This is a genomic window from Arthrobacter sp. UC242_113 (assembly GCF_044054585.1).
Classification (GTDB): Bacteria; Actinomycetota; Actinomycetes; order Actinomycetales; family Micrococcaceae; genus Arthrobacter.
Genome location: NZ_CP171968.1, coordinates 2,929,613 through 2,953,509, shown reverse-complemented (window position 1 = coordinate 2,953,509; position 23,897 = coordinate 2,929,613). Strand labels below are relative to the sequence as shown.

At 68.0% G+C, this 23,897-nt stretch carries 22 protein-coding genes and 1 pseudogene; 15 read left to right on the top strand and 8 right to left on the bottom strand.

Annotation, left to right across the window (positions count from 1 at the left end; all coding sequences use genetic code 11):
* Positions 1 to 99: 99 nt before the first annotated feature.
* Both nth and ACHMXB_RS13445 read left to right on the top strand, forming a co-directional pair.
* Entirely contained in the window at positions 100 to 975 is an 876-nt protein-coding gene (gene nth, locus ACHMXB_RS13450) for an endonuclease III (protein ID WP_395405276.1), read from the top strand.
* Positions 972 to 1,649 carry an NUDIX hydrolase gene (locus ACHMXB_RS13445; protein ID WP_395399001.1) on the top strand — a complete coding sequence of 226 codons (678 nt, stop codon included), beginning with the start codon at positions 972 to 974 and terminating at the stop codon, positions 1,647 to 1,649. The genes nth and ACHMXB_RS13445 overlap by 4 nt, the downstream gene beginning before the upstream one ends.
* A gap of 13 nt (positions 1,650 to 1,662) precedes the next feature.
* On the opposite strand, the gene ACHMXB_RS13440 is transcribed toward ACHMXB_RS13445, so the two are convergent.
* Positions 1,663 to 1,854 (bottom strand): DUF1508 domain-containing protein, encoded by a 192-nt coding sequence (locus tag ACHMXB_RS13440; protein WP_111902112.1) that lies wholly within the window; start codon positions 1,852 to 1,854, stop codon positions 1,663 to 1,665.
* A gap of 339 nt (positions 1,855 to 2,193) precedes the next feature.
* Positions 2,194 to 3,963: a bifunctional 3'-5' exonuclease/DNA polymerase gene (locus ACHMXB_RS13435; protein ID WP_395398999.1), complete on the bottom strand. Its 1,770-nt coding sequence runs from the start codon at positions 3,961 to 3,963 to the stop codon at positions 2,194 to 2,196.
* Between the two features lie 386 nt (positions 3,964 to 4,349).
* On the opposite strand from ACHMXB_RS13435, the gene ssd reads away from it, so the two are divergent.
* The 7 genes and pseudogenes from ssd (at position 4,350) to ACHMXB_RS13400 (ending at position 10,109) form a co-directional block, all read left to right on the top strand.
* Positions 4,350 to 5,450, top strand: a complete 1,101-nt coding sequence (gene ssd / locus ACHMXB_RS13430; RefSeq protein WP_395398997.1) for a septum site-determining protein Ssd — start codon at positions 4,350 to 4,352, stop codon at positions 5,448 to 5,450.
* On the top strand, positions 5,447 to 6,964 hold the full coding sequence (locus ACHMXB_RS13425; protein WP_395398995.1) for a TadA family conjugal transfer-associated ATPase: 1,518 nt from the start codon (positions 5,447 to 5,449) through the stop codon (positions 6,962 to 6,964). The genes ssd and ACHMXB_RS13425 overlap by 4 nt, the downstream gene beginning before the upstream one ends.
* A pseudogene (locus ACHMXB_RS13420) lies at positions 6,961 to 7,765 on the top strand (hypothetical protein). Before ACHMXB_RS13425 ends, ACHMXB_RS13420 begins: the two are co-directional and overlap by 4 nt.
* A gap of 40 nt (positions 7,766 to 7,805) precedes the next feature.
* The gene (locus ACHMXB_RS13415) at positions 7,806 to 8,420 is read left to right on the top strand and encodes a type II secretion system F family protein (RefSeq protein WP_395398993.1); all 615 of its coding nucleotides are present in this window, start codon (positions 7,806 to 7,808) and stop codon (positions 8,418 to 8,420) included.
* Positions 8,421 to 8,878: 458 nt separating this feature from the next.
* On the top strand, positions 8,879 to 9,166 hold the full coding sequence (locus tag ACHMXB_RS13410) for a DUF4244 domain-containing protein (RefSeq protein ID WP_395398991.1): 288 nt from the start codon (positions 8,879 to 8,881) through the stop codon (positions 9,164 to 9,166).
* Positions 9,163 to 9,717, top strand: coding sequence for a TadE family type IV pilus minor pilin (locus ACHMXB_RS13405; RefSeq protein WP_395398989.1), 555 nt, complete (start codon positions 9,163 to 9,165; stop codon positions 9,715 to 9,717). The genes ACHMXB_RS13410 and ACHMXB_RS13405 overlap by 4 nt, the downstream gene beginning before the upstream one ends.
* A gap of 41 nt (positions 9,718 to 9,758) precedes the next feature.
* A complete protein-coding gene (locus ACHMXB_RS13400) occupies positions 9,759 to 10,109 on the top strand; it encodes an Rv3654c family TadE-like protein (protein ID WP_395398987.1) in 351 nt (116 codons plus the stop codon).
* Between the two features lie 37 nt (positions 10,110 to 10,146).
* On the opposite strand, the gene ACHMXB_RS13395 is transcribed toward ACHMXB_RS13400, so the two are convergent.
* Entirely contained in the window at positions 10,147 to 12,543 is a 2,397-nt protein-coding gene (locus ACHMXB_RS13395) for a DEAD/DEAH box helicase (RefSeq protein ID WP_395398985.1), read from the bottom strand.
* Between the two features lie 155 nt (positions 12,544 to 12,698).
* Entirely contained in the window at positions 12,699 to 13,391 is a 693-nt protein-coding gene (locus tag ACHMXB_RS13390; protein WP_111902120.1) for a GNAT family N-acetyltransferase, read from the bottom strand.
* 124 nt (positions 13,392 to 13,515) lie between these two features.
* Between ACHMXB_RS13390 and ACHMXB_RS13385 the strand changes: the two genes are divergently transcribed.
* Entirely contained in the window at positions 13,516 to 14,409 is an 894-nt protein-coding gene (locus ACHMXB_RS13385; RefSeq protein WP_395398983.1) for a rhodanese-related sulfurtransferase, read from the top strand.
* Positions 14,410 to 14,516: 107 nt separating this feature from the next.
* On the opposite strand, the gene ACHMXB_RS13380 is transcribed toward ACHMXB_RS13385, so the two are convergent.
* The 3 genes from ACHMXB_RS13380 to ACHMXB_RS13370 all read right to left on the bottom strand — a co-directional run bounded on the left by ACHMXB_RS13380 (position 14,517) and on the right by ACHMXB_RS13370 (position 16,242).
* Positions 14,517 to 15,077: a hypothetical protein gene (locus tag ACHMXB_RS13380; protein ID WP_395398981.1), complete on the bottom strand. Its 561-nt coding sequence runs from the start codon at positions 15,075 to 15,077 to the stop codon at positions 14,517 to 14,519.
* Between the two features lie 120 nt (positions 15,078 to 15,197).
* Positions 15,198 to 15,641, bottom strand: coding sequence for a hypothetical protein (locus tag ACHMXB_RS13375; RefSeq protein WP_395398979.1), 444 nt, complete (start codon positions 15,639 to 15,641; stop codon positions 15,198 to 15,200).
* Between the two features lie 10 nt (positions 15,642 to 15,651).
* Positions 15,652 to 16,242 carry a hypothetical protein gene (locus ACHMXB_RS13370; RefSeq protein WP_395398977.1) on the bottom strand — a complete coding sequence of 197 codons (591 nt, stop codon included), beginning with the start codon at positions 16,240 to 16,242 and terminating at the stop codon, positions 15,652 to 15,654.
* A 152-nt stretch (positions 16,243 to 16,394) separates the two neighbouring features.
* On the opposite strand from ACHMXB_RS13370, the gene ACHMXB_RS13365 reads away from it, so the two are divergent.
* Positions 16,395 to 18,014 carry a methyltransferase gene (locus ACHMXB_RS13365; RefSeq protein WP_395398975.1) on the top strand — a complete coding sequence of 540 codons (1,620 nt, stop codon included), beginning with the start codon at positions 16,395 to 16,397 and terminating at the stop codon, positions 18,012 to 18,014.
* 163 nt (positions 18,015 to 18,177) lie between these two features.
* On the opposite strand, the gene ACHMXB_RS13360 is transcribed toward ACHMXB_RS13365, so the two are convergent.
* Positions 18,178 to 18,492 (bottom strand): hypothetical protein, encoded by a 315-nt coding sequence (locus ACHMXB_RS13360; protein ID WP_395398973.1) that lies wholly within the window; start codon positions 18,490 to 18,492, stop codon positions 18,178 to 18,180.
* Positions 18,493 to 18,678: 186 nt separating this feature from the next.
* Here ACHMXB_RS13360 and ACHMXB_RS13355 point away from each other — a divergent pair, with 186 nt between their 5' ends.
* The 4 genes from ACHMXB_RS13355 (at position 18,679) to ACHMXB_RS13340 (ending at position 23,813) form a co-directional block, all read left to right on the top strand.
* The gene (locus ACHMXB_RS13355) at positions 18,679 to 19,347 is read left to right on the top strand and encodes an ArsR/SmtB family transcription factor (protein ID WP_395398972.1); all 669 of its coding nucleotides are present in this window, start codon (positions 18,679 to 18,681) and stop codon (positions 19,345 to 19,347) included.
* 174 nt (positions 19,348 to 19,521) lie between these two features.
* Positions 19,522 to 22,245: a type I DNA topoisomerase gene (gene topA, locus ACHMXB_RS13350; RefSeq protein WP_395398970.1), complete on the top strand. Its 2,724-nt coding sequence runs from the start codon at positions 19,522 to 19,524 to the stop codon at positions 22,243 to 22,245.
* Between the two features lie 42 nt (positions 22,246 to 22,287).
* Positions 22,288 to 22,737, top strand: a complete 450-nt coding sequence (locus ACHMXB_RS13345) for an SseB family protein (protein ID WP_190605106.1) — start codon at positions 22,288 to 22,290, stop codon at positions 22,735 to 22,737.
* Between the two features lie 83 nt (positions 22,738 to 22,820).
* Positions 22,821 to 23,813 carry a Ppx/GppA phosphatase family protein gene (locus tag ACHMXB_RS13340; RefSeq protein WP_395398967.1) on the top strand — a complete coding sequence of 331 codons (993 nt, stop codon included), beginning with the start codon at positions 22,821 to 22,823 and terminating at the stop codon, positions 23,811 to 23,813.
* Positions 23,814 to 23,897 lie beyond the last annotated feature (84 nt).

Here is a 23,897-nt window from a genome sequence, read left to right as displayed (position 1 = left end):
GTGGCCGACTCCGCTTCGCGCCGGCGCGGCACGCCGGCCCCGGCGGCATCCGCTTCCGGGGACGCTCCCGCGGGCGTCTCCGGGGTGGCCCCCGCTGACATGCCCGCCGGGGCTCCCGCGGGCGTCTCCGGCGAGGCCCCCGCGGATACCCTCCCCGCCGAAAGCGGCCCCGCGGCCAGCCCTCGGGCCCGCTCGGGGGAGTCGCCCCTGGCCCTGAAGCGCCGGGCGCGCAGGATCAACCGGGCCCTCGCCGAGCAGTACCCGTACGCCCACGCCGAGCTCGACTTCCGGAACCCCTTCGAGCTCCTCGTGGCCACGGTGCTCTCCGCGCAGACCACGGACGTGACCGTCAACCTGATCACGCCGCTGCTGTTCTCCCGCTATCCGGACGCGCGCGCCATGGCGGAAGCGGACACAGCGGAGCTGGAAGCGATCATCAAGCCGACCGGGTTTTTCCGCGCCAAGACGAGGAACCTGCTCGCGCTGGCCAACCGCGTGGTGGACGAGTTCGACGGCGTGGTGCCCGGGCGGCTGGAAGACCTGGTGACGCTGCCGGGCGTCGGAAGGAAAACGGCGAACGTGGTGCTGGGCAACGCGTTCGGCATCCCCGGAATCACGGTGGACACGCACTTTGGGCGACTGGCGCGGCGCTTCGGCTGGACGGAATCGGACGACCCGGTCCGGATCGAGTCCGACGTGGCGGAACTGTTTGAGCCCCGGGACTGGACCATGCTGTCCCACCGGGTGGTCTTTCACGGCAGGCGGGTGTGCCATTCCCGCAAGCCGGCCTGCGGGGCCTGTGCCGTGGCCAACTGGTGCCCCAGCTTTGGCTCGGGCGAGACGAATCCCGCCAAGGCCGCGAAACTGCTGAAGTACGAACTCGCGCCCGGAAGCGAGGAACTGCTGGCGCGGCTGCTGGCCGAGACGCACCGCGCCGCCGAGATCCGGATGGAATCGCAGCGGAGGCCTTCATGACAGCGCGCCAGGACCTGGTGGACCTCGTCGATTCCATCAGGGCGGGTACCGGTCCTGCCCGGAATCCCTACTGGCGCAGGCTGACCGTTGACGAGTCCGTTGCCCGCAAGGCGGCCGTCCTGATCCTTTTCGGCGCCCTGGACGAGGTGCCTGCAGCCTCCGGCAAGCCGCTCGTGGCTGCCGACTTGGACGTCCTGCTCTTGGAACGCGCCCACACCCTCGATGACCATCCCGGGCAGGTGGCCTTTCCCGGCGGCGGCATCCACGTGGGGGAGACCCCGGTGGAGGCCGCGCTTCGGGAAGCCGAGGAGGAAACCGGGGTGGACCCGTCAGGCGTCGAAGTACTGGGTGCCCTGCCGGAACTGGCCCTCCCGCGCGGAAACTTCTTGGTGACCCCGGTCCTGGCCTGGTGGGCCGCGCCGTCGCCGGTTCGGGTGGTGGACTACGGCGAGTCCGCCCAGGTATTCCGGGTGCCGGTCCGCGACCTCCTGGACCCCGAGAACCGCACCATGGCTGCCGTGACGCGCATGAACCAGACGTTCCAGAGTCCGGCGTTCAATGTGAACAGCCTGGTGGTCTGGGGTTTCACGGGCATGATCCTGAACGAACTGTTCGACCAGCTCGGCTGGGCCGTTCCCTGGGACAGGACCAGGCTTCACCCGCTGGATCTGTAGGCGTACTGCTGGTTTAGTGCTGCGATTTCCGCAGATCCACCACCAGGCCGGTGGCGGCGTTTTCGCGCAATGCGTTGATGCCAGCCACTACTCCCGAAACGCTCTTGAACCGCGGCGACTCTGCCACGATGTTTCCGTCCCCATCGATGAGACGGAATTTGTAAGACTGATCGCTGTCCTGGTGAACTTCAAACTTGCCCGCCATTGGCGTGGAAACCCCCTGCTGATGCTTCGTCGCACGTGCCGGGCCAACTTATTGCCACTGCCCAGCCACCATAGAGCTTAGTGGCCCACGCCACACGAAGCGAACTACTCACCGGTACATTACTCAGTACAACCGTATGTTCCTTCTGTGGCGGATGTGACTTTTGTTTCGCGTGGGGAGGGGCTACTCTCCTGCCGCCAAGCAAGCCTGGCTGGCCCGAGCGACGCCGTCGAGGGGCACTCTGGTGGTCCGGCCGCCGTGAATTACGACGGCGGCCGCGCGTCACGCGTCAAAGTGCCCCGTTTCGGTCCGGCCGATTCTCCTGATTTGAGGCGCAGGTTACTTTGCGTTGTCGTAAGAATCGACGACGGCGACGCTCACCGGGAATTCGACCGGAATGGGGCCAAACAGCAGCTCCTTGGCGGCGTTGGCGGCGTCCTCGATGGCGCGGATGCAGCTGTCGACGGCGGAGTCGGGGGCGTGGACCATCACCTCGTCGTGCAGGAAAAACACGAGTTCCCCGGTGACTGAACCGTCCGCACGCATGGTGCGCAGCCGGCGTCGTAATTCCGCCAGCCAACAGGCGGCCCAATCCGCGGCGGACCCCTGAACCACAAAGTTGCGCGTGAAACGTCCCCGGGACCTAGCGATTGAGTCCGCGCGGCGCTGTTCCTCCGCCGAGGTGGAGCGCTGGCTGAGGAACCACCGTTCCGACGGCGGCGGGCTGCTGCGCCCCAGACGCGAGGTGACCGTCCTGCCGGCTTCGCCGTCCCGGGCTGCCCGCTCGACGAAGCCCACCGCGCGCGGATAGGTTTTGGCCAGCTGCGGCATCAGGCGGCCTGCCTCCCCGGAGGTGGCGCCGTACATCGCACCGAGGAGGGCCATCTTCGCCTTGGCCCGGTCGCCTCCGAACCCTTTGGCGGCGATTCCCGCGTAGAGATCCTGGTCCCGGGCGGCCTCGGCCATGGACGAATCCTGCGCGAGCGCGGCGAGGACACGGGGCTCCAGCTGGGACGCGTCGGCAACAATGAGCTTGTGCCCTGGGTCTGCGTGCACGGCGCCGCGGACCTGGCGGGGGATCTGCAGTGCCCCGCCGCCGCGTGACGCCCAGCGGCCCGACACCACTCCGCCCACCACGTATTCGGGTCGGAACCTTCCGTCCCGGACCCAGGCGTCCAGCCACGCCCAGCCGTTGGCGGTGTGCAGCCGTGACAGTTTCTTGTAGGCCAGCAGGGGCGAGATGGCCGGATGGCTGGATCCCTTCAGCTCCCATTGCCGGGTGGACTTCACCTCGATGCCGTTGCGGTGCAGGGCGCGCATCAGTTCCTGCGGCGAATCCGGATTCAGCGATGGCGCGTTCAGCAGGCCCCGGAGTTCGGTGTTCAGGGCCTCGAGTTTGGCGGGGCGGTGGCCAAGCGGCGGCCGCGGCCCCAGGTGCTCGGCCAGGATGTGCTCGTGCAGTTCCTCCCGCCACGGCACGCCGGCGTGCTGCATCTCGGCCGCGACCAGGGCGCTGGCCGACTCGGCGGCGAGGAGGAGCTGGAGCCGCTGCCGCCGGTTGCCGTCACCTGCGGCGTCTGCTCCTGCGGCGGCTGCGAGGGCCTCCTGCTGGGCCGCATATTCGGCGCGCAGCTCGGCCAGGGTCTGCCGCGGTTGGTTTGCCGTGCCCGGGTCGTCGAAGAGTGCGTCCTGGTCCGCGGGCGGAGGGGGCGGCTGGAGCAGCCGGGGCGGCTGCAGCTCATCGTCCTGGGTAAGTTTCTCGGCGTTTTTGGCGTACGCGGTGTGGGCCGTGAACTCGGAATGGGCCAGAATGGCGCCGCACAGCGAGAGGTCGTAGCAGCGTTCCACATCGACGCCCGCCGCCAGCAGCGACGGGTACCAGTCCTGGGTGCGGTGCCAGATCCAGCGCGGGCGGCGCTTCTCGAGCTCGCCGACGACGGCGGCCAATCCGGTGCCGCTGCCGTGTGCCCTTTGGGGTGCGGGCGGGCGTGCTCCCTGCGGGGTGAGACTGACTATCCGTGGTTCCGGATTGGCGGGGTGGGGGGGGCCCTCCGCCGTGAGTTCCTGGATGGCTGCGCCGTCGGGGTGGGCGGCGAGCAACAGATACATGTGTCTAATTCTGCCTTGCCGTCACGCTGTTTGCCGTCGCGCACAGCGTCTCGTGCACCACTGGGTTGTCCGCTTTCTTCGGCTCCCATGGTGACGGTCTGTTTTCCACATAGGCTCATTCGCCTCTAACGGGCAGCCGGTCCTTTGGGCACAGTTGCTGCATGAGTAGGCACCATGCCCGGAACCGGCGACTCCCATCAGACTCGGACACCGTGCTGCCGGACGCTGCGCCCCCGGGTGCTGCGCTGCCGGAAGCCAGGCCGCCCGGTGCTGCAGCGCCTGGTGCCGACGGTTCTTGGGCAGGGCCGGCGGGCGGTTTCCCGGATGAACCCTCACCGGCGCCTCGGAGCGTCCGGCGGCCAGGGTCCCAGCCCAGGCCGGCGCAGATGAAGTCACTGGCCGGCTCTGAACCCGGAACCTGGCTCCCCGCTGACGGTGGTGACGTCCTGCTCGTCACGGGATTTGAGTTCCTGAGGGGTGAAGTGGAACGGATTGTCGCAGCCGCCGGAGGGCGGCTCCGGGTGGTGGACGACGTGGCTGAGGCCGCGCCGTTCTGGGATTCCGCCGCCGACGTCCTGGTAGGCAGCGATGTCCGTGAATTGCCGCCCCGGCGCCGTGCCCCTGCCGTCCTCGTCGGGCTGAGCGGGGAAGGGGATACTCTCTGGCATCTGGGCGCTGCGTTGGGTGCGCAGCGTGTCGCCGTTCTTCCCGACGCCGCCGCCTGGCTGGCCGAGTACCTCAGCCGGTCACGTTCACCGGAGGCCGGAGGCCTGGTGCTCGGCATCACCGGGGGCTGCGGAGGGGCAGGTGCCACCACCGCGGCGGCGTGGATCGCTCAGGCCGCAGCTGAACTCGGCGCCCGGGTCCTGCTCGTCGACGCCGATCCCTGGGGCGGCGGACTCGAACTGGCCCTGGCCGCGGAGGAGTCCCCGGGTCTCCGCTGGCCGGACCTGGCCGATGCCAGTGGCAGCATTGATCCGCAGCAGCTCGCGGACGCCTTACCTATGGCCGGAGGGTTCTCATTTCTGTCCTGGCCCGGAAGCAGGGAACGGCCGCCGCTCGTGGACCCGGTCACCGTGGGAAACGTCCTGGACGCCGCGCGGCGGGGCTACGAGGTGGTGATTGTCGATATCGGCCGCAACGCCGAGCCGCTGCGCACGTTCGCCTGGGATTGCGACCGCCTCCTCGTTGTCGTACCGGCCCAGCTGAAGGCAGCAGTCGCCGCCGCACGGCTGCTGCAGGAGCTCCCCCCGGTCGAATCGGCCCTGGTTATCAGGGGAAAGGCCGGGGTTGCTCTTGATGCCGCGCTGGTCGCCGAATCCGTCGGGCTCCCGCTGCACGGAGTGATGCCGGAGGTGCGGGGAACGGCCTCGGCCACTGAACTGGGACGCCTGCTCGACCAGGGCAGGCGTAAGACTGTCCGGCGTTTCGCCTCGTCGGTGCTGGGCTTCCTCGCCGGCGACCTGCAGGCCGAGGACCTCCGGTGAGCGCTCATCTGGGAGTGCCCTCGGCCGATGCCGCCGGCCGCGCCGCCCCCGGTTTTCCTGGTGCATCGGCTTCCCGCGGCGCGCTCGCGGAGACTGCCGGGCGGCGGCATGCGGCCCGGGTCCTGGACACGGGGCTTCTTGAGACCGTCCGCGAGTCGGTCATGGCTGATGCCGGGCCGGTGACCCCGTCGCGGGTGGCGGCCGCGGTGCAGGCCACCGGGAAGCTGCTGGGCACAGCCGGCTCCCTCGCCGCCGCTGAGCGCATCAGCGCTGAGCTCAATGGCCTCGGGCCGCTGCAGCACCTGGTCCGGGACCCGTCGGTCACGGACATCTTCGTGAACGCCCCGGACTCCGTCTGGCTGGACAGGGGCCGCGGCATCGAGCGGACATCCGTGAGCTTCGCAGGGGAAGCCCAGCTCAGGGCCCTTGCCGCCAGGCTGGTGGCATCGGGTGGCAGGCGGCTGGACGACGGATCGCCGTGCGTGGATGTGCGGCTCGAGGGCGGCTACCGGGTTCATGCTGTCCTGCCACCAATCTCGGCGGCTGGCACGCTGCTCAGCATCAGGATCCGGCGGGAACAGGTCTTCACCATGGACGAGCTCCGGGACGGTGGCATGTTTGGGCCGATGGTGCAATGCGTGCTGGAACGCATGGTGGAGCAGCGGCTGAGCTTCCTGGTCAGCGGGGCCACCGGCTCCGGAAAGACGACCCTCCTGTCCACCCTGCTGGGGCTCTGCCATCCGGCGGAGCGGCTGGTCCTGATCGAGGACGCTTCGGAACTGAACCCGGTGCACCCGCACGTGGTCTCGCTGGAGTCGCGGCACGGCAACCTGGAGGGAGGCGGCGCTGTGGACCTCGGGGAACTCGTTCGCCAGGCGCTGAGGATGCGGCCGGACCGCCTCATTGTGGGAGAGTGCCGGGGTGCCGAGGTGCGCGAACTCCTGACGGCCATGAACACGGGCCACACCGGAGGCGGCGGCACCATCCACGCCAACGGCGCGGGTGCGGTTCCGGCCCGGCTCACCGCTCTCGGAGCCCTTGCCGGGCTTGGACAGGATGCGGTCCGGCTGCAGGTCGTCAGCGCCCTCGATGTGGTGGTGCATGTGGGCCGGTCGAGGCAGGGACGTTATGTCGCGTGCATCGGCGTCCTGGCCGAGCGGCCGGGTGGCCTCGACGTCGCTGTGGCCCTGGACGTTTCAGCCGGCAGGCCGGTTCCCGGGCCGGCATGGGAGATACTTGCCCAGCGCCTGGCCCTCGATCCGGGTTTAGCGCTGGACCCGGGCTTAGCCCTGGAGGCAGGCACACTCTCTGATGCCAGCGCCGCCTCAGGTGCTTGCCACGTACGCGGCTCCATCCCTGTCGGCGACTCCGATCCCGCACCCAATGCCTTCGTGGTCGGGCCAGCGGCTGGCGGGCCGGAGCAGTCGCTGCCGGGAGCTGAAGCAGTCTCATCGGGACAGGACGGTCCGGGGATGACGACTGAAAAACGCGGAGCCCGCAGGGCAGCAGCATGACCGCGGTCTTTGTTGGCGTACTGGCGCTTGCCGCATGGCTGATCCTGAGCCCCGCGCGTGGACCACTCCGACGGGCACGCAGCGCCTTCGGCCCCGGCGGCGCAGCCGGCGGCCGTGTTCGCCGCGGCGGCAGGCCTGCAAAGACGCGGGGCCCATTGGGCCTCGCCCGCGGCCGCCGGAAGGAGACCACCGTGCCACTAACGGTTGTGGTTCAGCAGCTGGCTGCCCTGCTCAAGGGTGGCCGGTCTCCTTCGCGCCTGTGGGAGGAACTGTGGCAGCTCTACGTCGAGCGGGCGTCTGCAGATGACGACGCCCGCCAACCACGGCTCAGCCCCGGATCGGCAGCCGTACTGTCGGCCGCCCGGGGAGCGGCCCTGCGGGGAGCACCGGTGGCGGACGCAATACGGTCAGCCAGTTCGCCCGCACGGCACGGAGCCCGGGGCCGAGAGCCGCGGATCTGGGCTGAGTTGGCAGCCTGCTTCGACATAGCGGCCGCCAGCGGCTGTCCGCTGGCTGACGTCCTGACGCGCTTTGCGGCGCAGCTGGAGGTTGAGGACGACGCTGAAGCAGCCCGGCAGACGGCGCTCGCCGGACCGAAGGCGACGGTGGCACTGCTGACCTGGCTCCCTCTGCTGGGACTGGGTCTCGGTGTCTGCCTAGGCGTGGACCCGCTCGCGATGTTGCTGGGCACGCCGTTTCGGTATGGCTGCGCTGGTCGCGGGCATCGGACTGACCGTTGCTGGCCGCATTTGGTCCGCGAGGCTTGTCCGGACAGCGGCGGGCGAGGCTGCGTCATGGTGACCCGCCAGCCGGGCCGCCACTGCATGGCCGGACTTGCGCAATGAGCGGATCGGTTCTGGCTGCTGCCCTTATCTTCCTGGCACTAGCTGCCGCCGCAGGCCTCGCTTTCAGTCGAACCGCTCACGGGAGATCAGGGCTCCTCCGCCAGGCCAGCGGGGCGGCGGGAGACGGCATTGCGGATGGGGACGATGACTCCCAAGATCGGGCAGGGCAATCCCCGGGACTGCGGGATATCGCCATGATGCTCGAGCTGATTGCCGCCATGCTCCATGCGGGTGCGGGTATCGGACGAGCCCTGGAACTGGTGGCCGCCGCGGCCGCACCCGAGTACGGCCGCACCCTGCGGCCGGTCGTGGGAGCCATGGCCATTGGTGCCGACTGGGAGACGGCATGGCGGAGTTCAGACGTGCGCTCGCCGGAGATACTGGCCCTGCGCGACGCCCTGGGCTTCGCGGCGCTGACCGGTGCGCCGTCGTCGTCCATCCTTTATGCCCAGGCCGCCAGAATGAGGCGGGAACGCTTCCGGGCCGCGGAGAAGCGCGCGGCCTCCCTTGGAGTCAAGCTGGTGGTTCCGCTGGGGCTTTGTTCGCTGCCCGCCTTCATTTGCCTCGGAGTCGTTCCCGTGCTGCTCGCCCTGATCCCTTCGGGCAGCTGAGTCCCCTCAGGCAGCTGAGCCTTTTCGCGCAGCGAAGCTTGCTTGGTGCGCGAGACCGCGCGGCAATCGCGCGTCGCGCGTCGCGCGTTGCGCGGGCGCTGGCACACCGCTTCCAGCCACACGACTCGCGAGACAGGCACACTGCTTCCGTCCCACGTCTCGCCCGGCCGGCACATCTTCCGCCATCAAAACTGAAGCCACAAGCCTTTTGCGCTGGCACGTATGTAACGCTGCCACGCATGTAGCGCTGCCATGCATCACCGCGGCCTCGTCTCTGGACGCTGCCGCGCGGGCAGACCGCTCGAGCGGCTGCCGCGGATACACCGGGTACTCTCCCTCCACATGCGGCCGATCTGGCTGCTTTTCCACTTAGGGAAGGTCAAGCCTTACTGGTCCGGGCCGCGGACGGGAGAGTCGAATGCACCGGCAACTCGCCGGAACTCCAGAAAGGAAAATTCATGTCCCTCAACCACCACACCACTGGCGAAGCCGCCCGGCCCTTGCGCCACGACCCCGAAGAAGCCGATGTACTGGAGATCTACCCGGGAGCCAGCATGGCGCCGCTGGTGAAGCCACAGCCACGCAGGCGTCTCATCGGCTCGGAAGCCGGCATGGCGACTGCCGAATATGCCATCGCCACGCTGGCGGCGGTAGGCTTCGCCGGGATCCTGGTGTTCATCCTGCGAAGCGACGAAGTCCGTGGCTTCCTGCTCAACCTGATTCGTACGGCGCTGGCCCTACCGTGACACCCGCTCCGCAGACCCTTACGGCAGCCGGACTTGTGTCCTGCCCGCAGTACAGGAACGCAACTGGAGATGAGGCCGGCAGCCGCGGACAGGGGAAGGCCCGCGGCGGCGCGAGCCATCACGGGAACAGCCGCGGCGCGGTGACCGCTGAGTTTGCGGTCGCTCTTCCGGCGGTCCTGCTGCTTCTGGCGATGCTGCTGGCGGGGTCTGCGGCGGGGATCACCCAGCTGAGGCTGGAGGAGGCGGCCCGGGCCGGCGCCAGGGCACTCGCCAGAGGCGAGGACCCCGCCGCCGTCGACGGTATTGTCCGGAAGCTGGCTGGCCCTTCGGCCTCGTCGGCCGTGGTGCCCGGCGGCGAATGGATGAGCGTCACAGTGTCCGACCGGGCGGCTGGACCCGTGGGACGCATGGTGCCGTGGACGCTGACCGCAAGGGCCGAGGCGCGCAGCGAAACGCCAGCCTCGGCGCCGGCTCCGGGAACGGCGCAGGCGGTCCGGGCGGGGCAGGCAGCACCGGCCGGTCACGGCGTTCATTCCCGGCGGCCCCTGTGAAACGGCGGCACGAATGGCCCCTCGGCCAGCACAGGAATCCGATGCTGGGAGTCGGATCCGAACGCGGATCAGGCACTGTGCTGGCCGCGGGGCTCGGCATGGTGGTTGTCATGGTGATGTCCCTGCTCCTCCTGCTGGCGCAGGCGTCGGCAGCGGCATCCAAGGCCGGCGCCGCGGCCGACCTTGCCGCGTTGGCCGCGGCCGACGCGCTCCGCGGTGTTTCAGCCGGGGAGCCCTGCCTCGTGGCTGCCGCGGTAGCTGCCCGCCACAAAGCAACGCTCACCAGCTGCACCGCCGGAGGCGACCAGTCCGTCGAAGTCAGCACTGAACTGGCTGCCGGGCCCCTCCTTCGCGTCGCCACCGGCCGTGCCAGGGCGGGACCGCCACCCTAACTTAGGCGGCGTTCGTCACCCAGACCGTGTTCGTTACCTAGACCACGTTCGGCGCCGCCGCGTCAGCCCTGGATTCCTGTGGCTCTGCCGCGTCCCGCGCATCCCTCAGCAGGACATCGATCAGCGTGACGGCCGCGTCCTTGTCCAAAGGGTTGTTTTTGTTGCCGCATTTCGGCGACTGGACACAGGAGGGGCATCCGGATTCGCACTCGCAGGCCTCGATCGCGTCCCGCGTGGCCGACAGCCACACCTTGGCTTTTTCGAAGCCCCGCTCCGCAAAGCCAGCACCGCCAGCGTGCCCGTCGTATACGAAAATCGTCGGCACACCGGTGTCGGCATGGATGGCGGTCGAAACCCCGCCGATGTCCCAGCGGTCGCTCGAGGCAACCAGCGGCAGCAGGCCGATGGCGGCGTGCTCGGCCGCGTGGAGGGCTCCGGGGAACTGCGCTTCGATGAGTCCGGCGCCTGTGAGTGACCGGTTCTCCACCACAAACCACACGGCCTTCGTGAACAGGTCCCTGGCTCCCAGTTCGAGGGGTTCCTCGCCCAGGACTTCATTGGAAATCAGGGCCTTCCGCTGAAAGGAGACCACTTGCGTTGTGACTTTGACGTCGCCGAAGTGCACGGCGACATCGCCCCAATGCTCCGTCCGCTGGGTCTCGAGTACCTCGATCTGCGTGATGTCCCGGGCAGTCGTGTAGTAGTCGGGGTTGGCCCGGCGTACCACCACGCAGTGATCGTCCTCGTTCAGGTCCTCCACCACGTAACTGGCGCCCTGATGGACGTACACGGCCCCCGTGTGGGCCTGGTAATGCGTCTGCGGCGAATCCATGGTTCCCAGCAGCGAGCCCGTGTCGGCATCCACGATGCTCACCGGCCCGCCGCCGTCGGCCCGCAGGTTCACCATGGCGGCCGCGCTTTGCGGGTGGGTCCAGAACCAGCCGGCCGGGCGCCGCCGCAGGTACCCCTGTGCCACCAGCTGCCCAAGGAGTTTCTCTGCCGTGGCTCCGAACAGCGGCAGCTCGGCCACGCCAAGCGGGAGCTCAGCGGCCGCGGCACAGAGGTGCGGACCCAGGACATAGGGGTTGGACGGATCAAACACGGTCGCCTCAACGGACACATCGAAGATGGCCTCCGGATGATTGACCAGGTAGGTGTCCAGCGGATCATCGCTGGCCACGAAGGCGGCGATGGCGTCCTGTCCGGCGCGGCCTGCCCGGCCGATCTGCTGGAAAAGGGACGCCCTGGTGCCGGGCCAGCCGGCCACCAGCACCGCGTCGAGCCCCGAGATGTCGATGCCCAGTTCGAGGGCCGAAGTGCTCGAAATGCCCAGCAACTGCCCGGTGCGCAGCGCCCTTTCCAGGGCGCGGCGTTCCTCCGGGAGGTATCCGGAGCGGTAGGCCGCCACCCGTTGCGGCAGGCTCGGGTCGACTTCGTCCAGGAGCCGCTTGGTGATGGAAGAGATGGTTTCGGCGCCGCGCCTGGATTTGATGAACGCGATGGTCCGGACGCGTGACGAGACAAGGTTGGCGAGAAGGTCGGCCGTCTCGGCCACCGCCGTCCGGCGTTCCTTGGCTCCGTTTTCGCCGCGCACCTCGCTGAGCGCGGGTTCCCAGAACGCCACCGTCGTGGACCCGTGCGGCGAGGAGTCTTCCGCGACTGCCTGGACGGGGGCGCCAATGAGCCGGCGAAAGGACTTTTCCGGTTCGGAAGCGGTGGCGGACGCCGCGATGAACACCGGTCCGGCGGAGCTGCCGTCGGCCGCGTAGTAGGCGCAGATGCGCCGCAGCCGGCGCATCAGGTTGGCCACGTGGGAGCCGAAGACACCACGGTAGCTGTGCGCCTCGTCCACGATCACGTAGCGCAGGCGGCGGAAGAACCCGGCCCACCATGCATGGTTTGGCAGAATGCCGAAGTGCAGCATGTCGGGGTTGGCCAGAATGAAGTTTGCGTGGTCGCGGATCCAGCGGCGGGAGGCTTGGTCGGTGTCGCCGTCGTAGGTCTCAGCCCGCACGGTGGGCAACTTCAGCGACCGGATGGCCGCGAGCTGGTCAGCAGCCAGCGCCTTGGTGGGGGAGAGGTAGAGCGTCACCGCGCCGTCGTCGTGAATTTTTCCGGGGTCCGACAGGACGCGTAGTTCGGACCGGTGAATCGCATCCAGCGCCGGCAGCTGGTAGGCCAGGGATTTCCCGGACGCGGTCCCGGTGGCAATCACCACGTGTCCGCCGCCGTGGGCAATGTCCGCCGCCCGGATCTGGTGCCGGTAGGGCTGGTGGATGCCGAGTTTGCCGTAGGCCGCGACCAGGTCCGGATGTGCCCAGGCCGGCCACGGTTCGTGCACGGCGTTGCGGGCCGGAATGGTCCGCACATGCCGAAGCTGCTCCGGGTCCGGGCCGCGGCCCAGCAACGGAATCAGCGAGTCATGGGGGTTCACCCCAACATTGTTTCATCCGGGCAAAAATCGCCGACACGGAACAGCGAACCGGCAGGTAACAGCGAACAGGCACGGAACAGCGCGGACAGGGAACAGTAGCCAGCACAGGCCTGCCAGCCCGGGACGGAACCCGGCAGGGCAAACGCAGGGGAGGGTCAGACCACGGAGAGGTCGGAGCCCTCATCAGAGGCGGAGAGCATCAGGACGTGGCACACCGAGGACCAGCCCAGGTGTGAATACAGCTTCTGCCCGTCCAGGGACGCCAATAGGAGGCCGTCCTCCACATCGTGCGAAAACGCCTGCGCCGCCAGCGCCTTCATGATGAAGCTGCCCAGGCCCCGGCGCTGGAAGGAGGGTTCGGTGACGATTTTGTCGAACACTGCAGTGCCGTTGATGACCACCACGCGGCCGCTCACGGCCAGCGTGTCGCCGGACCGTACTTCGGCAAAGTGGACGCCGTCTGACTCCCACGTTTTCAGGGACAGGTCGTCGTCCGAGAGCCACGGGTCCTCGGAATCCTGGGTTTCCATGTCCACGACCATCATGGTCTGGGACGCTGACGTGGCGTTGAGGTTGTGTTGTTCAGCCAGGAGCTTGTAGCGCCCCACATCATTGGTCAGGATGGTCAGGACCCGCTTGGGGGCCTCGGCAGTCTTTGCCGCCAGGTCCGCGAACTCGGCGTCCGTCGGATCAGAGGCGAAGTATTCCCAGTCCCCGGTCGTATCCGCACGCAGGGCGGCGGGGAACCGTCCCTCGGTGCGCGTCTCATAGCCCCGGCAACCAGCCCAACCGGCTACCCAGACTTCAAGCAGATGTGTGATGTCTCCAACCATGGCTTCTGGCGTCATGTGATGAGAGTATTCCAGCGCTGTCATAAGCAACAGGGCTTGGGCAGTTGCTTATGCAATTGTGATAGGAGGCTCTTCCCGGGTCCGAATCCGTCCCCGGCGGCCACCAAGTACCCTTAAATACGTGGCTTTGAACCGAATCGTACTCTTTTACGGCTTTACTCCCATCGCAGACCCGGACGCTGTTCGGCTCTGGCAGCGTGCCCTGTGCGAAAAGCTCGGCCTGACCGGACGGATCCTCATCTCCAAGGACGGCATCAATGCCACCGTCGGCGGGGAGATCGGGGCCGTCAAGCAGTACGTGAAAACCACCCGTGAATACCGGGGCTTCCACGGCATCGACGTCAAGTGGTCCGACGGCGGTGCGGAGGACTTCCCCCGCCTGAGCGTCAAGGTCCGCGACGAGATCGTCTCCTTCGGTGCGCCCGGCGAACTGAAGGTGGACGACAACGGCGTCGTGGGCGGCGGGACGCATCTGTCGCCGGAGGAACTCCACGAACTCGTCGACGCGAGGAAGGCCGGCGGCCAGGACGTCGTGTTCTTTGACGGCCGCAACGCCTTTGAAGCGCAGATCGGCAAGTTCAAGGACGCCGTTGTCCCTGACGTCGCCACCACCCACGACTTCATTACCGAGCTCGACTCCGGCAAGTACGACCACCTCAAGGACCAGCCCGTCGTCACGTACTGCACCGGAGGCATCCGCTGCGAGGTGCTGTCCAGCCTCATGGTGAACCGCGGCTTCAACGAGGTGTACCAGCTGGACGGCGGCATCGTGCGCTACGGCGAAAAGTTCAAGGACCAGGGCCTCTGGGAAGGCTCCCTGTACGTCTTCGACAAGCGCATGCACCTCGAATTCAGCGAAGATGCCAAGACCATCGGCGAGTGCGTCCGGTGCCAGGCGCCCACGAGCAAGTTCGAGAACTGCTCGAACCCGAGCTGCCGCACGCTCACCCTGTACTGCGCCGCTTGCGCGGCCACCCCGGAGACGCTGCGCTGCCCGGACGGCTGCGCCGCCTGAACTAAAGGGACGGCTGCGCCGCCTGAACTAAAGGGACGGCTGCGCCGCCTGAACTAAAGGGACGGCTGCGCCGCCTGAACTAAAGGGTCGGCTGGAAAGCCGTTGCGTCAGATCCGGCTGATTCGGTAGGCGAAATTGGCGTCCGAGCGCACCTCCACCGTCAGCCGAAGCACGGAGTCCTTGGACAGGTGCACCACATTGACGCGGGACGTTCCGCAACGGAGGCTCAGGTCAACCAGGGCGAACTCGGCGTCGCGGACTGTGAATGAGACCCGGCGCTCGCTCCGGCAGGCGAGCGTGAGGGAGTACGTGCCGCTCGGCAGCTGGCCGGTGGACTCCGTCTTGCTGTGTCCCCTCTCGACGCTGCCGTAGTTCGTGCTGAAAACCTGTCCCTCGGCGTCAGGCATGACTTCCTTCGCCCATTCGGTGAGCTCCTCGCCCGACACCGGCTCGTTCTCCAGCGGATCACGCGGCAACACGGGGTCTGTCACCGCAGGGGCGTCTGGAAGTTCGCCCCGGCCGTCGTCATAACTGTATTCACAGCCGCCCAGGACGGCGGCAACCAGCACAAGGAAAAGCACGACGGCGGCTGCCGGCGCCCGCAGCCAACGCGTGCGTTGCGCCCGCCCCGGGAAACTATGCGCGGAGGCCATCCGCACCGTGGGCATACACCGACTTTAGGCTTGCCGGAGGCGCCGGTACAGATGGCAATCCGCCGCGGGAAAAAATTATGCCGGGCTGTGCGGAGCTGCGGGGTCCACACGGCCCCGCTACCGGTGGGGTCCGGATTAGCGCGCTGGAACCAGATGGTAGGCGTACAGGAGCGGCGCGTCCACGCTGGAGGCGCTGATCTCCATCCGGCCGCCCTTCGGTACCGTGATCTCCGCGGTTTCTCTGCTGCCGTTGCAGGCCGCTCCGGCTTCCGCCAGTTCCTTGCCGGCGAGCGTCACCGCGAAGAACGCCTTCCCGCCGCCGTCGCAGGTAATGGTCAGTGTGTAGTCGCCCGCCGGGACGCTGGCCGCCGTCCGGATGATCCGGTCCCGGTTGAGGATCTTGCCGGAGTCCTCCAGCACTGCCTGGCCGTCGGAGGGCAGGGCGGTGGCCCGCCACTGCGGAACATCGGCATTTTCGATCGACACCACGGGGGAGCAGGCAGCGGTTGCCAGCAGTACGACGGCGGACGCGGCCGCCCCGCCCAGGGCACGGGACGTCAGAGGGGAACGGTCAGGCATGACTTCAAACTTACCCGTTTGAGGTGCCGCCGGTTTCCGTCCCTTTTCGCCCGCTCCGCCGCATGGCCACAAAAGAGACAAGTCTGTCTGCCTCAGTCAGCACCTTGGCCATGCCCTCGGAGGTCGCCAGCACACGCTCGCCGCTGGACTCCAGGGTCACGGGAATCACCGTGGTCCGTCCCGCGCCGGGCGGCACCGCAGTCTCGTGGTGTGGGGGCTGCGGTTCGGGCCGCTGCAGTTCCGTGGGCGGGGGTTTCGCGGGCTCACGCCTGGCGCTCTCCTCGGACAGGGTCAGGGCATCGATCTTGGCGCCGCCGATCTTGTCCAGCAGCTCGTAGTCCTCGTCCGTGCACAGGTCACTGGCCGCAAGGTGCTTCAGTGCGACCAGGCCGACGATGGCCCTGCTGAAATCGCGGTCCATGGCAAGGTCGATGGCCCACTGCGTCCGTTTCCACCACTGGTCACGCCGGTCCGCCTGGCGGCGCTGGGCGAGCGTGCGCCAGGCGATCCAGCCGGCAATGACGGCGGCCAGCAGCGGGGCGAACGCCGCCGCGTACCGCAGCCAGTCGGGATCGGCCGCCACTGCCTGGGTTCCGAGCATGGCCCAACTGTAGCTTCAGGCGCCGACAATAATCAGGCGGGGACAAAAAGCAGGCACCCCGCGCAATGCCGGGAGCCCTAGAGGCCTTGAGGCGTGCGGCGGAGCCGGGAGGGTCGGGGCACACGGCCACGGCCGGGAAATAGACTTGGCCGGTGACCGAACCAACGCACTTCACCGCCGGCAACACTCCCGACGCGCCGCGCAGCGACCAGCCCGACCTCCTGCGGGCCCTCGCCTCCGACCTCCGCGACGTCGGCTACACCCTGGAAGGCGTCGCGGACCTGCTGGGAGGCTCGGCGTACGGGGCCCTGAACCGGGACCAGCTCATCCCGGCACTGATCGCAACTGAAGCAGCAGCCGCCGGCGAGCCGGGCACCGCGGCGCTGGCCGCCGTCGTGCGTTTCTGGCTTCTGGCCGTTCCGCAGGAAGCGGGGGTGCTCGACGCCGCGCTGCCGCGGACGCGCGCCGAAGGCCTGGTGGCCCTTGGCCTGGCGAAAACCACCGGGACCGAGGTGGCCGCGGAAGCGGACCTGCGCCCCTACGGCTGGGAGTCGGGCGGGAACGGCGGCGTCGAAATCTGGGTGGCCAGCGACCTCGCCGCGCACCAGCGGCCCGGCGTCCTGCGGCACGACCACGTCCTGGGCATCGGGCAGGCATCCACCACCCTTGTCCAGACCACCATCCGCCGCCCCGCCGAAAGAGCGCTGGACCTGGGCACCGGCTGCGGCATCCAGACGTTCCATCTCCTGCAGCAAAGCGGCCACGTCACCGCCACGGACATCTCGGAGCGCGCCCTCGCATTCACGCGCTTCAACGTCCTGCTCAACGCCGAAGCCCTGGCCATCGATCCGGCGCGGCCGGAAGAGCGGGTGAGCCTGCGGATCGGATCGCTCCTCGAGCCTGTTGCCGGCGAGGTTTTTGACCTCGTCGTGTCCAATCCGCCCTTCGTCATCACACCGCGCACCGCGGGGGAGGCCGCGGTGGACCAGTTCACATACCGCGACGGCGGCCTGCCGGGGGACGACATCGTCGCGTCGCTCATCCGCTCCCTGCCCAAGGTGCTCGCCCCGGGCGGAACGGCCCAGCTTTTGGGCAACTGGGAAATCCCGAACGGCTCGGCGTGGGATGAGCGGCCGCAAAGCTGGGCCGGTCCGGACACGGACGCCTGGTTCATCCAGCGCGAACAGGTGGGGCCGGAACAGTACGCCGAGACCTGGCTGCAGGACGCCTCCGAAACCCGGGACCGCAAGCACTACCAGGAGGCCTATGCCGCGTACCTCGCGGACTTCGCGTCGCGGAATGTCGGCGGGATCGGCTTCGGCATGGTCTTCCTCCGCCGGCCGGCCGGTGAACAGCGGATCCGCCGGTTCGAGGAGATCACCTACCCGATTGAACAGCCCGTGGGCCCGCACCTGGCTGCAGCGGTGGAACGGGCCGACTGGGTGGCGGAGCACGACGTTTCCGCGGCCCACCTTCTGGTGGCCGAGGACGTCACCGAGGAGCGCCACCAGCGCCCCGGTGCCGTGCATCCCGGCGTCATCCTGCTGCGCCAGGGAGCCGGCCTCCGCCGCACCAACCTGCTGAGCACCGAACTGGCGGGCTTTGTCTCCGCGTGCGACGGCGACCTGACCGCCGGTCAGATCATCGGCGCCCTTGAGGCGCTGCTGGGCGGAACCGAGGGGTTCGACGGCGAGACCTTCCGGGCTGTTCTGCTCACCGAAGTGGCCAATCTGGTCCGGGACGGATTCCTTTTGCCCGCGTCTCCGGACTGACGCAGGCCCAGCCCGCGAACGGACAGTTGCGGCCCCGAATCTCTCCGGATCCGGGGCCGCAACTGTCCGTTCGCGCTGTACTCTTGGCGCCGTACATTTGGCGCCGTACATTTGGCGCTGTACTTTTCGCGCTGTGCTTTTCGCGATGGGAGTGCGAAGGCACTCAGTTAATCAGGGCACGGCCCATCCCGGGAGCAGGGACGTCGATGGTGAAGCCGCACATGCAGCGGTAGGTCACAGCGTCGGCGGTGCCCACCGCCTTCATCGAGCGGATCAGGCGCTGGCCGTCCACCCGAATCGCCATCTCCAGGGAGAATTCCTGATCCAGACGCTTCATGGACCGCCGGCAATGCCGCGGGGTGCCCGTTGCGGCCGGCAGGAGGCTGTCGGTGGCCGCGCCCGTGTCCAGGCTGGCGCCTGTCACTTCCCCGGCGGACTGGCGTGCCGGCATCAAAGCGTCTTCATCGAGGGTAATCATGGTCATCCTTTGGGCTTCTCACGGGGCTGCCAACGCTGGCGGCCCCGCCGCGAACTGCTTGCGGGAGGTCTGTTTACGCATTTAAGCAAAGCATGCTTAGTATTTCCGGGGCAAGCCGGGCCGGCCATGGGCCGTGGATATCAAGCATTTCTTTCAGAGCCCCCTGGTGCTGCGTAAACTGGTGAAGTGAGTACTGACACGCCGTCCCCCGGACCGGCGCCGGAAGCCGCGCCGCGCCGCAGGAACCGGCCGGAAAAGAAGGTGGAAATCACCGACCCCAAGGCGATCCGGGCCCTGGCCCATGCCGCCCGCCTGGAGGTCATCTCCGAGCTGTACTCCACCCAGTCCAGCCGCACCGCCACGGAACTTGCCCAGCAGACCGGGCTCACCCCCAGCGCAATGAGCTACCACCTGCGGGCACTGCAGAAGTGGGGCATCGTGGTCCCGGCCGAGGCGTCGGCCGACGCCCGCGAACGCCGGTGGAAGGCGGCGGGCACCGACTTTGCGATCAACTCCGGCGGGGCGGTGGCCGGGCCGGACTTCGCGGTGATCGACCTCGAACTGGACGCATTCCGGCGCCGCGCCACCTCCTATGCCCGGGCCCGCGACGAACAGCGCCAACGCGGCGAGCCGGCCGAGCCGGCGTCGGCCGTGCTGCTCGCCAACAACCTTCTCTATCTGACCGCCGAGCAGTGCAGCGAACTGACGGAAAGGGTCTTTGAGCTGCTCCGGGACTACGAGCTGGAGGATCCTAACTGCATTCCGCCGGGCGCCGAGCGGATCGCCACCATGTGGTCAATGATTCCGGACGACCGTCCCCTGCCGGGGGCCTCCGGCGGCCACGGCGGCACCTGACGGGAGCGGCGGACGGGCCGGTTCCGGCCCGCGGGGACCCGACCGGGCGGCAGGCTGCGGCGGCCGTGACGGGGGCCACCGTTTTCCACATGACAGCGCAGAATTCTGCAAAATATGGTGAACTAGGCCAGTATGGGCTGATCTGCCCGAGCAACCTTTTTCTGTAGGAGCACTGTGCCAAGCAAGGCCAAAACCGGCAAGAAACTCGTGATCGTGGAGTCTCCGGCCAAGAGCAAGACCATCGCCAAGTACCTGGGCGAGGGCTTCATCGTTGAGGCCTCCATCGGTCACATCCGCGACCTGCCGCAGCCGTCCGAGCTCCCCGCGGAACTGAAGAAAACCTCCCTGGGCAAGTTCGCCGTCGACGTCGAAAACGACTTCAAGCCCTATTACGTGGTGTCCCCGGACAAGAAGAAAAAGGTGGCCGAGCTCAAGGCCCAGCTCAAAGACGCCGACGCGCTCTATCTCGCAACCGATGGGGACCGCGAGGGCGAAGCCATCGCGTGGCACCTCCTGGAGGTCCTGAAGCCCAAGGTCCCCGTGTACCGGATGACCTTCGGCGAAATCACCAAGGAAGCCATCCACCGCGCCATGGACAACCTGCGCGACGTCGATGCCGCCCTGGTCGATGCGCAGGAAACCCGCCGCATCCTGGACCGCCTCTACGGCTACGAGATCTCCCCGGTGCTGTGGCGCAAGGTGGCGCGGGGACTGTCCGCCGGCCGCGTGCAGTCCGTGGTCACACGCATGGTGGTGGACCGCGAACGCGAGCGCATGGCGTTCAGGTCCGCGTCCTACTGGGACCTGACCGGTCAGTTCGGCGCCGATTCCGGCTCCTTCAAAGCCAAACTCGCCGTCGTTGACGGCGCCAAGGTGGCCACCGGCCGGGACTTTAACGACGACGGCGTACTCACCTCGCGCAATGTTGCGCACCTCAACGAGGAACTCGCCACCTCGCTGGCCGCCGCCCTGCAGGACGCCGATTTCCGGGTCCGTTCGGTGGACACCAAGCCGTACACGCGCCGCCCTGCCGCGCCCTTCACCACCTCCACGCTGCAGCAGGAGGCCGGCCGCAAGCTGCGGTTCTCGTCCAAGAGCACCATGCAGATCGCCCAGCGGCTGTATGAGAACGGCTACATCACCTATATGCGTACGGACTCCTCGGCGCTGAGTGACGAGGCCGTCACGGCCGCGCGCCGGCAGGCTGCCGAGCTGTACGGCCCCGAGTACGTTCCGCAGTCGCCCCGCGTTTACACCAGCAAGGCCGCCAACGCGCAGGAGGCCCACGAGGCCATCCGTCCCGCCGGTGACTCGTTCCGCACTCCGGCCCAGGTTGCCAAGCAGCTCAGCGGCGACGAATTCCGCCTGTATGAGCTGATCTGGAAGCGCACCGTCGCCTCCCAGATGGGCGACGCCAAGGGGTCCACCGCCACCATCCGGCTGGGGGCAGTGGCCGCCGACGGCCGCGACGCCGAGTTCTCCGCCTCCGGTACGGTCATCACGTTCCCCGGCTTCCTGGCCGCCTATGAAGAGGGCAAGGACGAAAGCCGCGGCGACGACGACTCCGACGAGGCCCGCCGCCTTCCGAACGTCGCCAAGGGTGACGGCCTGGCCGCCTCGGAGATCATCGCCGTCGGCCACGAGACCTCGCCGCCGCCGCGCTACACGGAAGCCTCGCTGACCGCCGAGCTGGAAAAGAAGGGCATCGGACGCCCGTCCACTTATGCCTCCACCATCTCCACCATCCAGGACCGCGGCTACGTACGGAAGCAGGGCTCGGCGCTGGTGCCGAGCTGGATCGCGTTCTCCGTGGTGCGGCTCCTTGAGCAGCACTTCACGGACTATGTGGACTACGAGTTCACGGCCGACATGGAAGGTGACCTGGACAAGATCGCCAACGGCCAGGCCGCGGGTGCCGCCTGGCTCAAGCACTTCTACTACGGTGAAGACGCGGACCCCGGCCTGCTGAGCATCGTGAACAACCTGGGCGAGATCGACGCCCGCGAGATCAACTCCGTGCCCATCGCGGACGGCATCACGCTGCGCGTCGGCAAGTTCGGTCCCTACCTGGAGAGCTCCCTGCCCACGGTCGACCCGAAGACCGGCGAAGTGGTGGAGTCCGCCCGCGCCAACGTGCCGGAAGACCTCGCTCCGGACGAGCTCACTGCACAGAAGGCAGTAGAGCTCATGGAAACGGCCGCTCCTGAGGAACGCGTCCTGGGCGCTGATCCCCACACCGGCCACACGGTTGTTGCCAAGAACGGCCGGTACGGCGCCTACGTCACCGAGATCATCCCGGAGATGACGGAGGAACAGCTGGCCAACCAGCCCGTGGAGTACTACAAGAACGGCAAGCCCAAGCCGCCGAAGAAGCCCGTCAAGGCCAAGCCGCGCACCGGATCGCTGTTCAAGTCCATGACCGTGGACGCTGTCACCCTCGACGAGGCGCTGCAGCTGATGAGCCTTCCCCGGGTGCTCGGCCAGGACGCCGAGGGCAACCCGATCACAGTGCAAAACGGCCGGTTCGGCCCGTACCTGAAGAAGGGCACGGACTCGCGGTCCATCGGCTCCGAAGAGGAAATCTTCACCATCACGCTGGAGCAGGCGCTGGAGATTTACTCCCAGCCCAAGCAGCGCGGTGCCCGCGCGGCCGTGCCGCCGCTCGCCGAGTTCGGTCCCGACCCGGTGTCGGAGAAGAACATCGTGGTGAAGGAGGGCCGCTTCGGTCCCTACATCACCGACGGCATCACCAACATCACCGTGCCCCGCGACACGGCGCTGGAGGAACTGACCCGGGAACGCGCCGTCGAACTCCTCGCCGAAAAGCGGGCCAAGGGCCCGGTCAAGCGCACCACCACGCGCAAGGCCCCGGCGAAGAAGGCCGCAGCGAAGAAGTAGGCGGGAATTGCGTCGTGCCCTGCGACGTGGTCGAGTAGATGCATGACTGAACAGCCGGAACCCGCAGACACCACGCCGCTGAACGACCTTGAGGAGAAGCTGGCCCAGGGCGGCCAGCCGGACGCCGATCCGGTGGACGTCATCCTGTCGTTCCTCAACAACGAGGTCTACATCATCAGTTCCGACGCGCTTGAGGGCGAGGATTCCCAGGTTGAGCCGCTGGTGCTGGGCAACGCGGACGGCCAGCCGGTCCTCGCGGTGTTCTCGCACCCCAGCCGGGTGGACTCGCAGTACCTGGAGGCCGCTCCGAACGTGCTGGGCACCCAGGGCGCGGCGATCATCGCCAACATCGGCGATGAGCTGGGAATGGTCATCAACCCGGGTGCGGCCTATGGCTTCGAGATCAATCCCGAGGGCATCGCCAACATCAAGCGCGACTTCAAGCGCGCCGATGAAGTGGACCCCAACCCGGCGGGCCTCGAGGGCGAATAGCCCGCGCGGCCGTCCGCGCACTCAAGCCCGCAATGTAAGCGACAGGTTGCGTCTGCTGCGCCGGCGGGAGGAATAATGGCAGGATGCGGCTAGGCGTCCTCGACATCGGTTCCAACACTGTCCACCTCCTGCTGGTGGATGCCCACCCCGGCGCGCGGCCTGTGCCGTTCGCCTCGCACAAGCGCCCCCTGTCCCTGGTTCAGTACCTCGATGAGGACGGCAACATCACCGACGCCGGCCAGCACGAGCTCACGGAGTTCGTGCTCGAGGCCTGGGAGTTCGCGGCGCGGCACAAGGCCGACGACCTGCTGGCCTTCTGTACGTCGGCCATTCGCGAGGCCACCAACGGACCCGCGGTGCTGGCGCGGGTGAAGCACGAAACCACCGTGACGCTGCAGGAACTCACGGGCAGCGAGGAAGCGTCCATGACGTTCTTCGCAGTCCGCCGCTGGTATGGCTGGGGCGCCGGCACCGTCCTGAACTTCGACATCGGCGGCGGTTCCTTCGAAATGGCACTGGGGCAGGACGAACTGCCGGAACTGGCAACCTCCGTGCCCCTCGGTGCGAGCCGGCTGACCCGGGACTGGCTGGACGAGGATCCGCCCTCCGCGAAGAGTGTCAAGGAACTGCGCCGCTACATCCGGGCCACCCTCAAGCCGGTGGTGCGCAACTTCAACGAGGTGGGCAGGGCGAACGTCCTGGCCGGCACCTCGAAGACGTTCCGCTCCCTGGCGCGGATTGCCGGGGCGGCCCCGAGCGCCGCAGGCCCGTACGTCAAGCGCGACCTGAACCGGACGGACCTAGGCATCTGGGCGCAGCGGATCTCTGCCATGAAGACCGAAGACCGGCTGCACCTGCCGGGCGTCTCCGAGGCGCGTGCCAACCAGTTGCTCGCCGGTGCTCTGGTGGCTGAAGCGGCGCTGGAACTCTTTGAGTACAAGAAGATCAAGATCTGCCCCTGGGCGCTGCGCGAGGGCCTCATCCTCCGCCGGCTCGACCAGCTGGTGGTCGACGGCCCGCTGGAACCTGCACCGCACGTGGACGTCGCGCAGGTTTCCGCGCTGCCAGCCATCTAGGGTTTGCGTGCCGCGGCCCCTCGCCGCCGCGTTAACGAGCAAGCGCCGGCCGGTTACGCAGAAGAAGCTGGGGGGAACACTTCT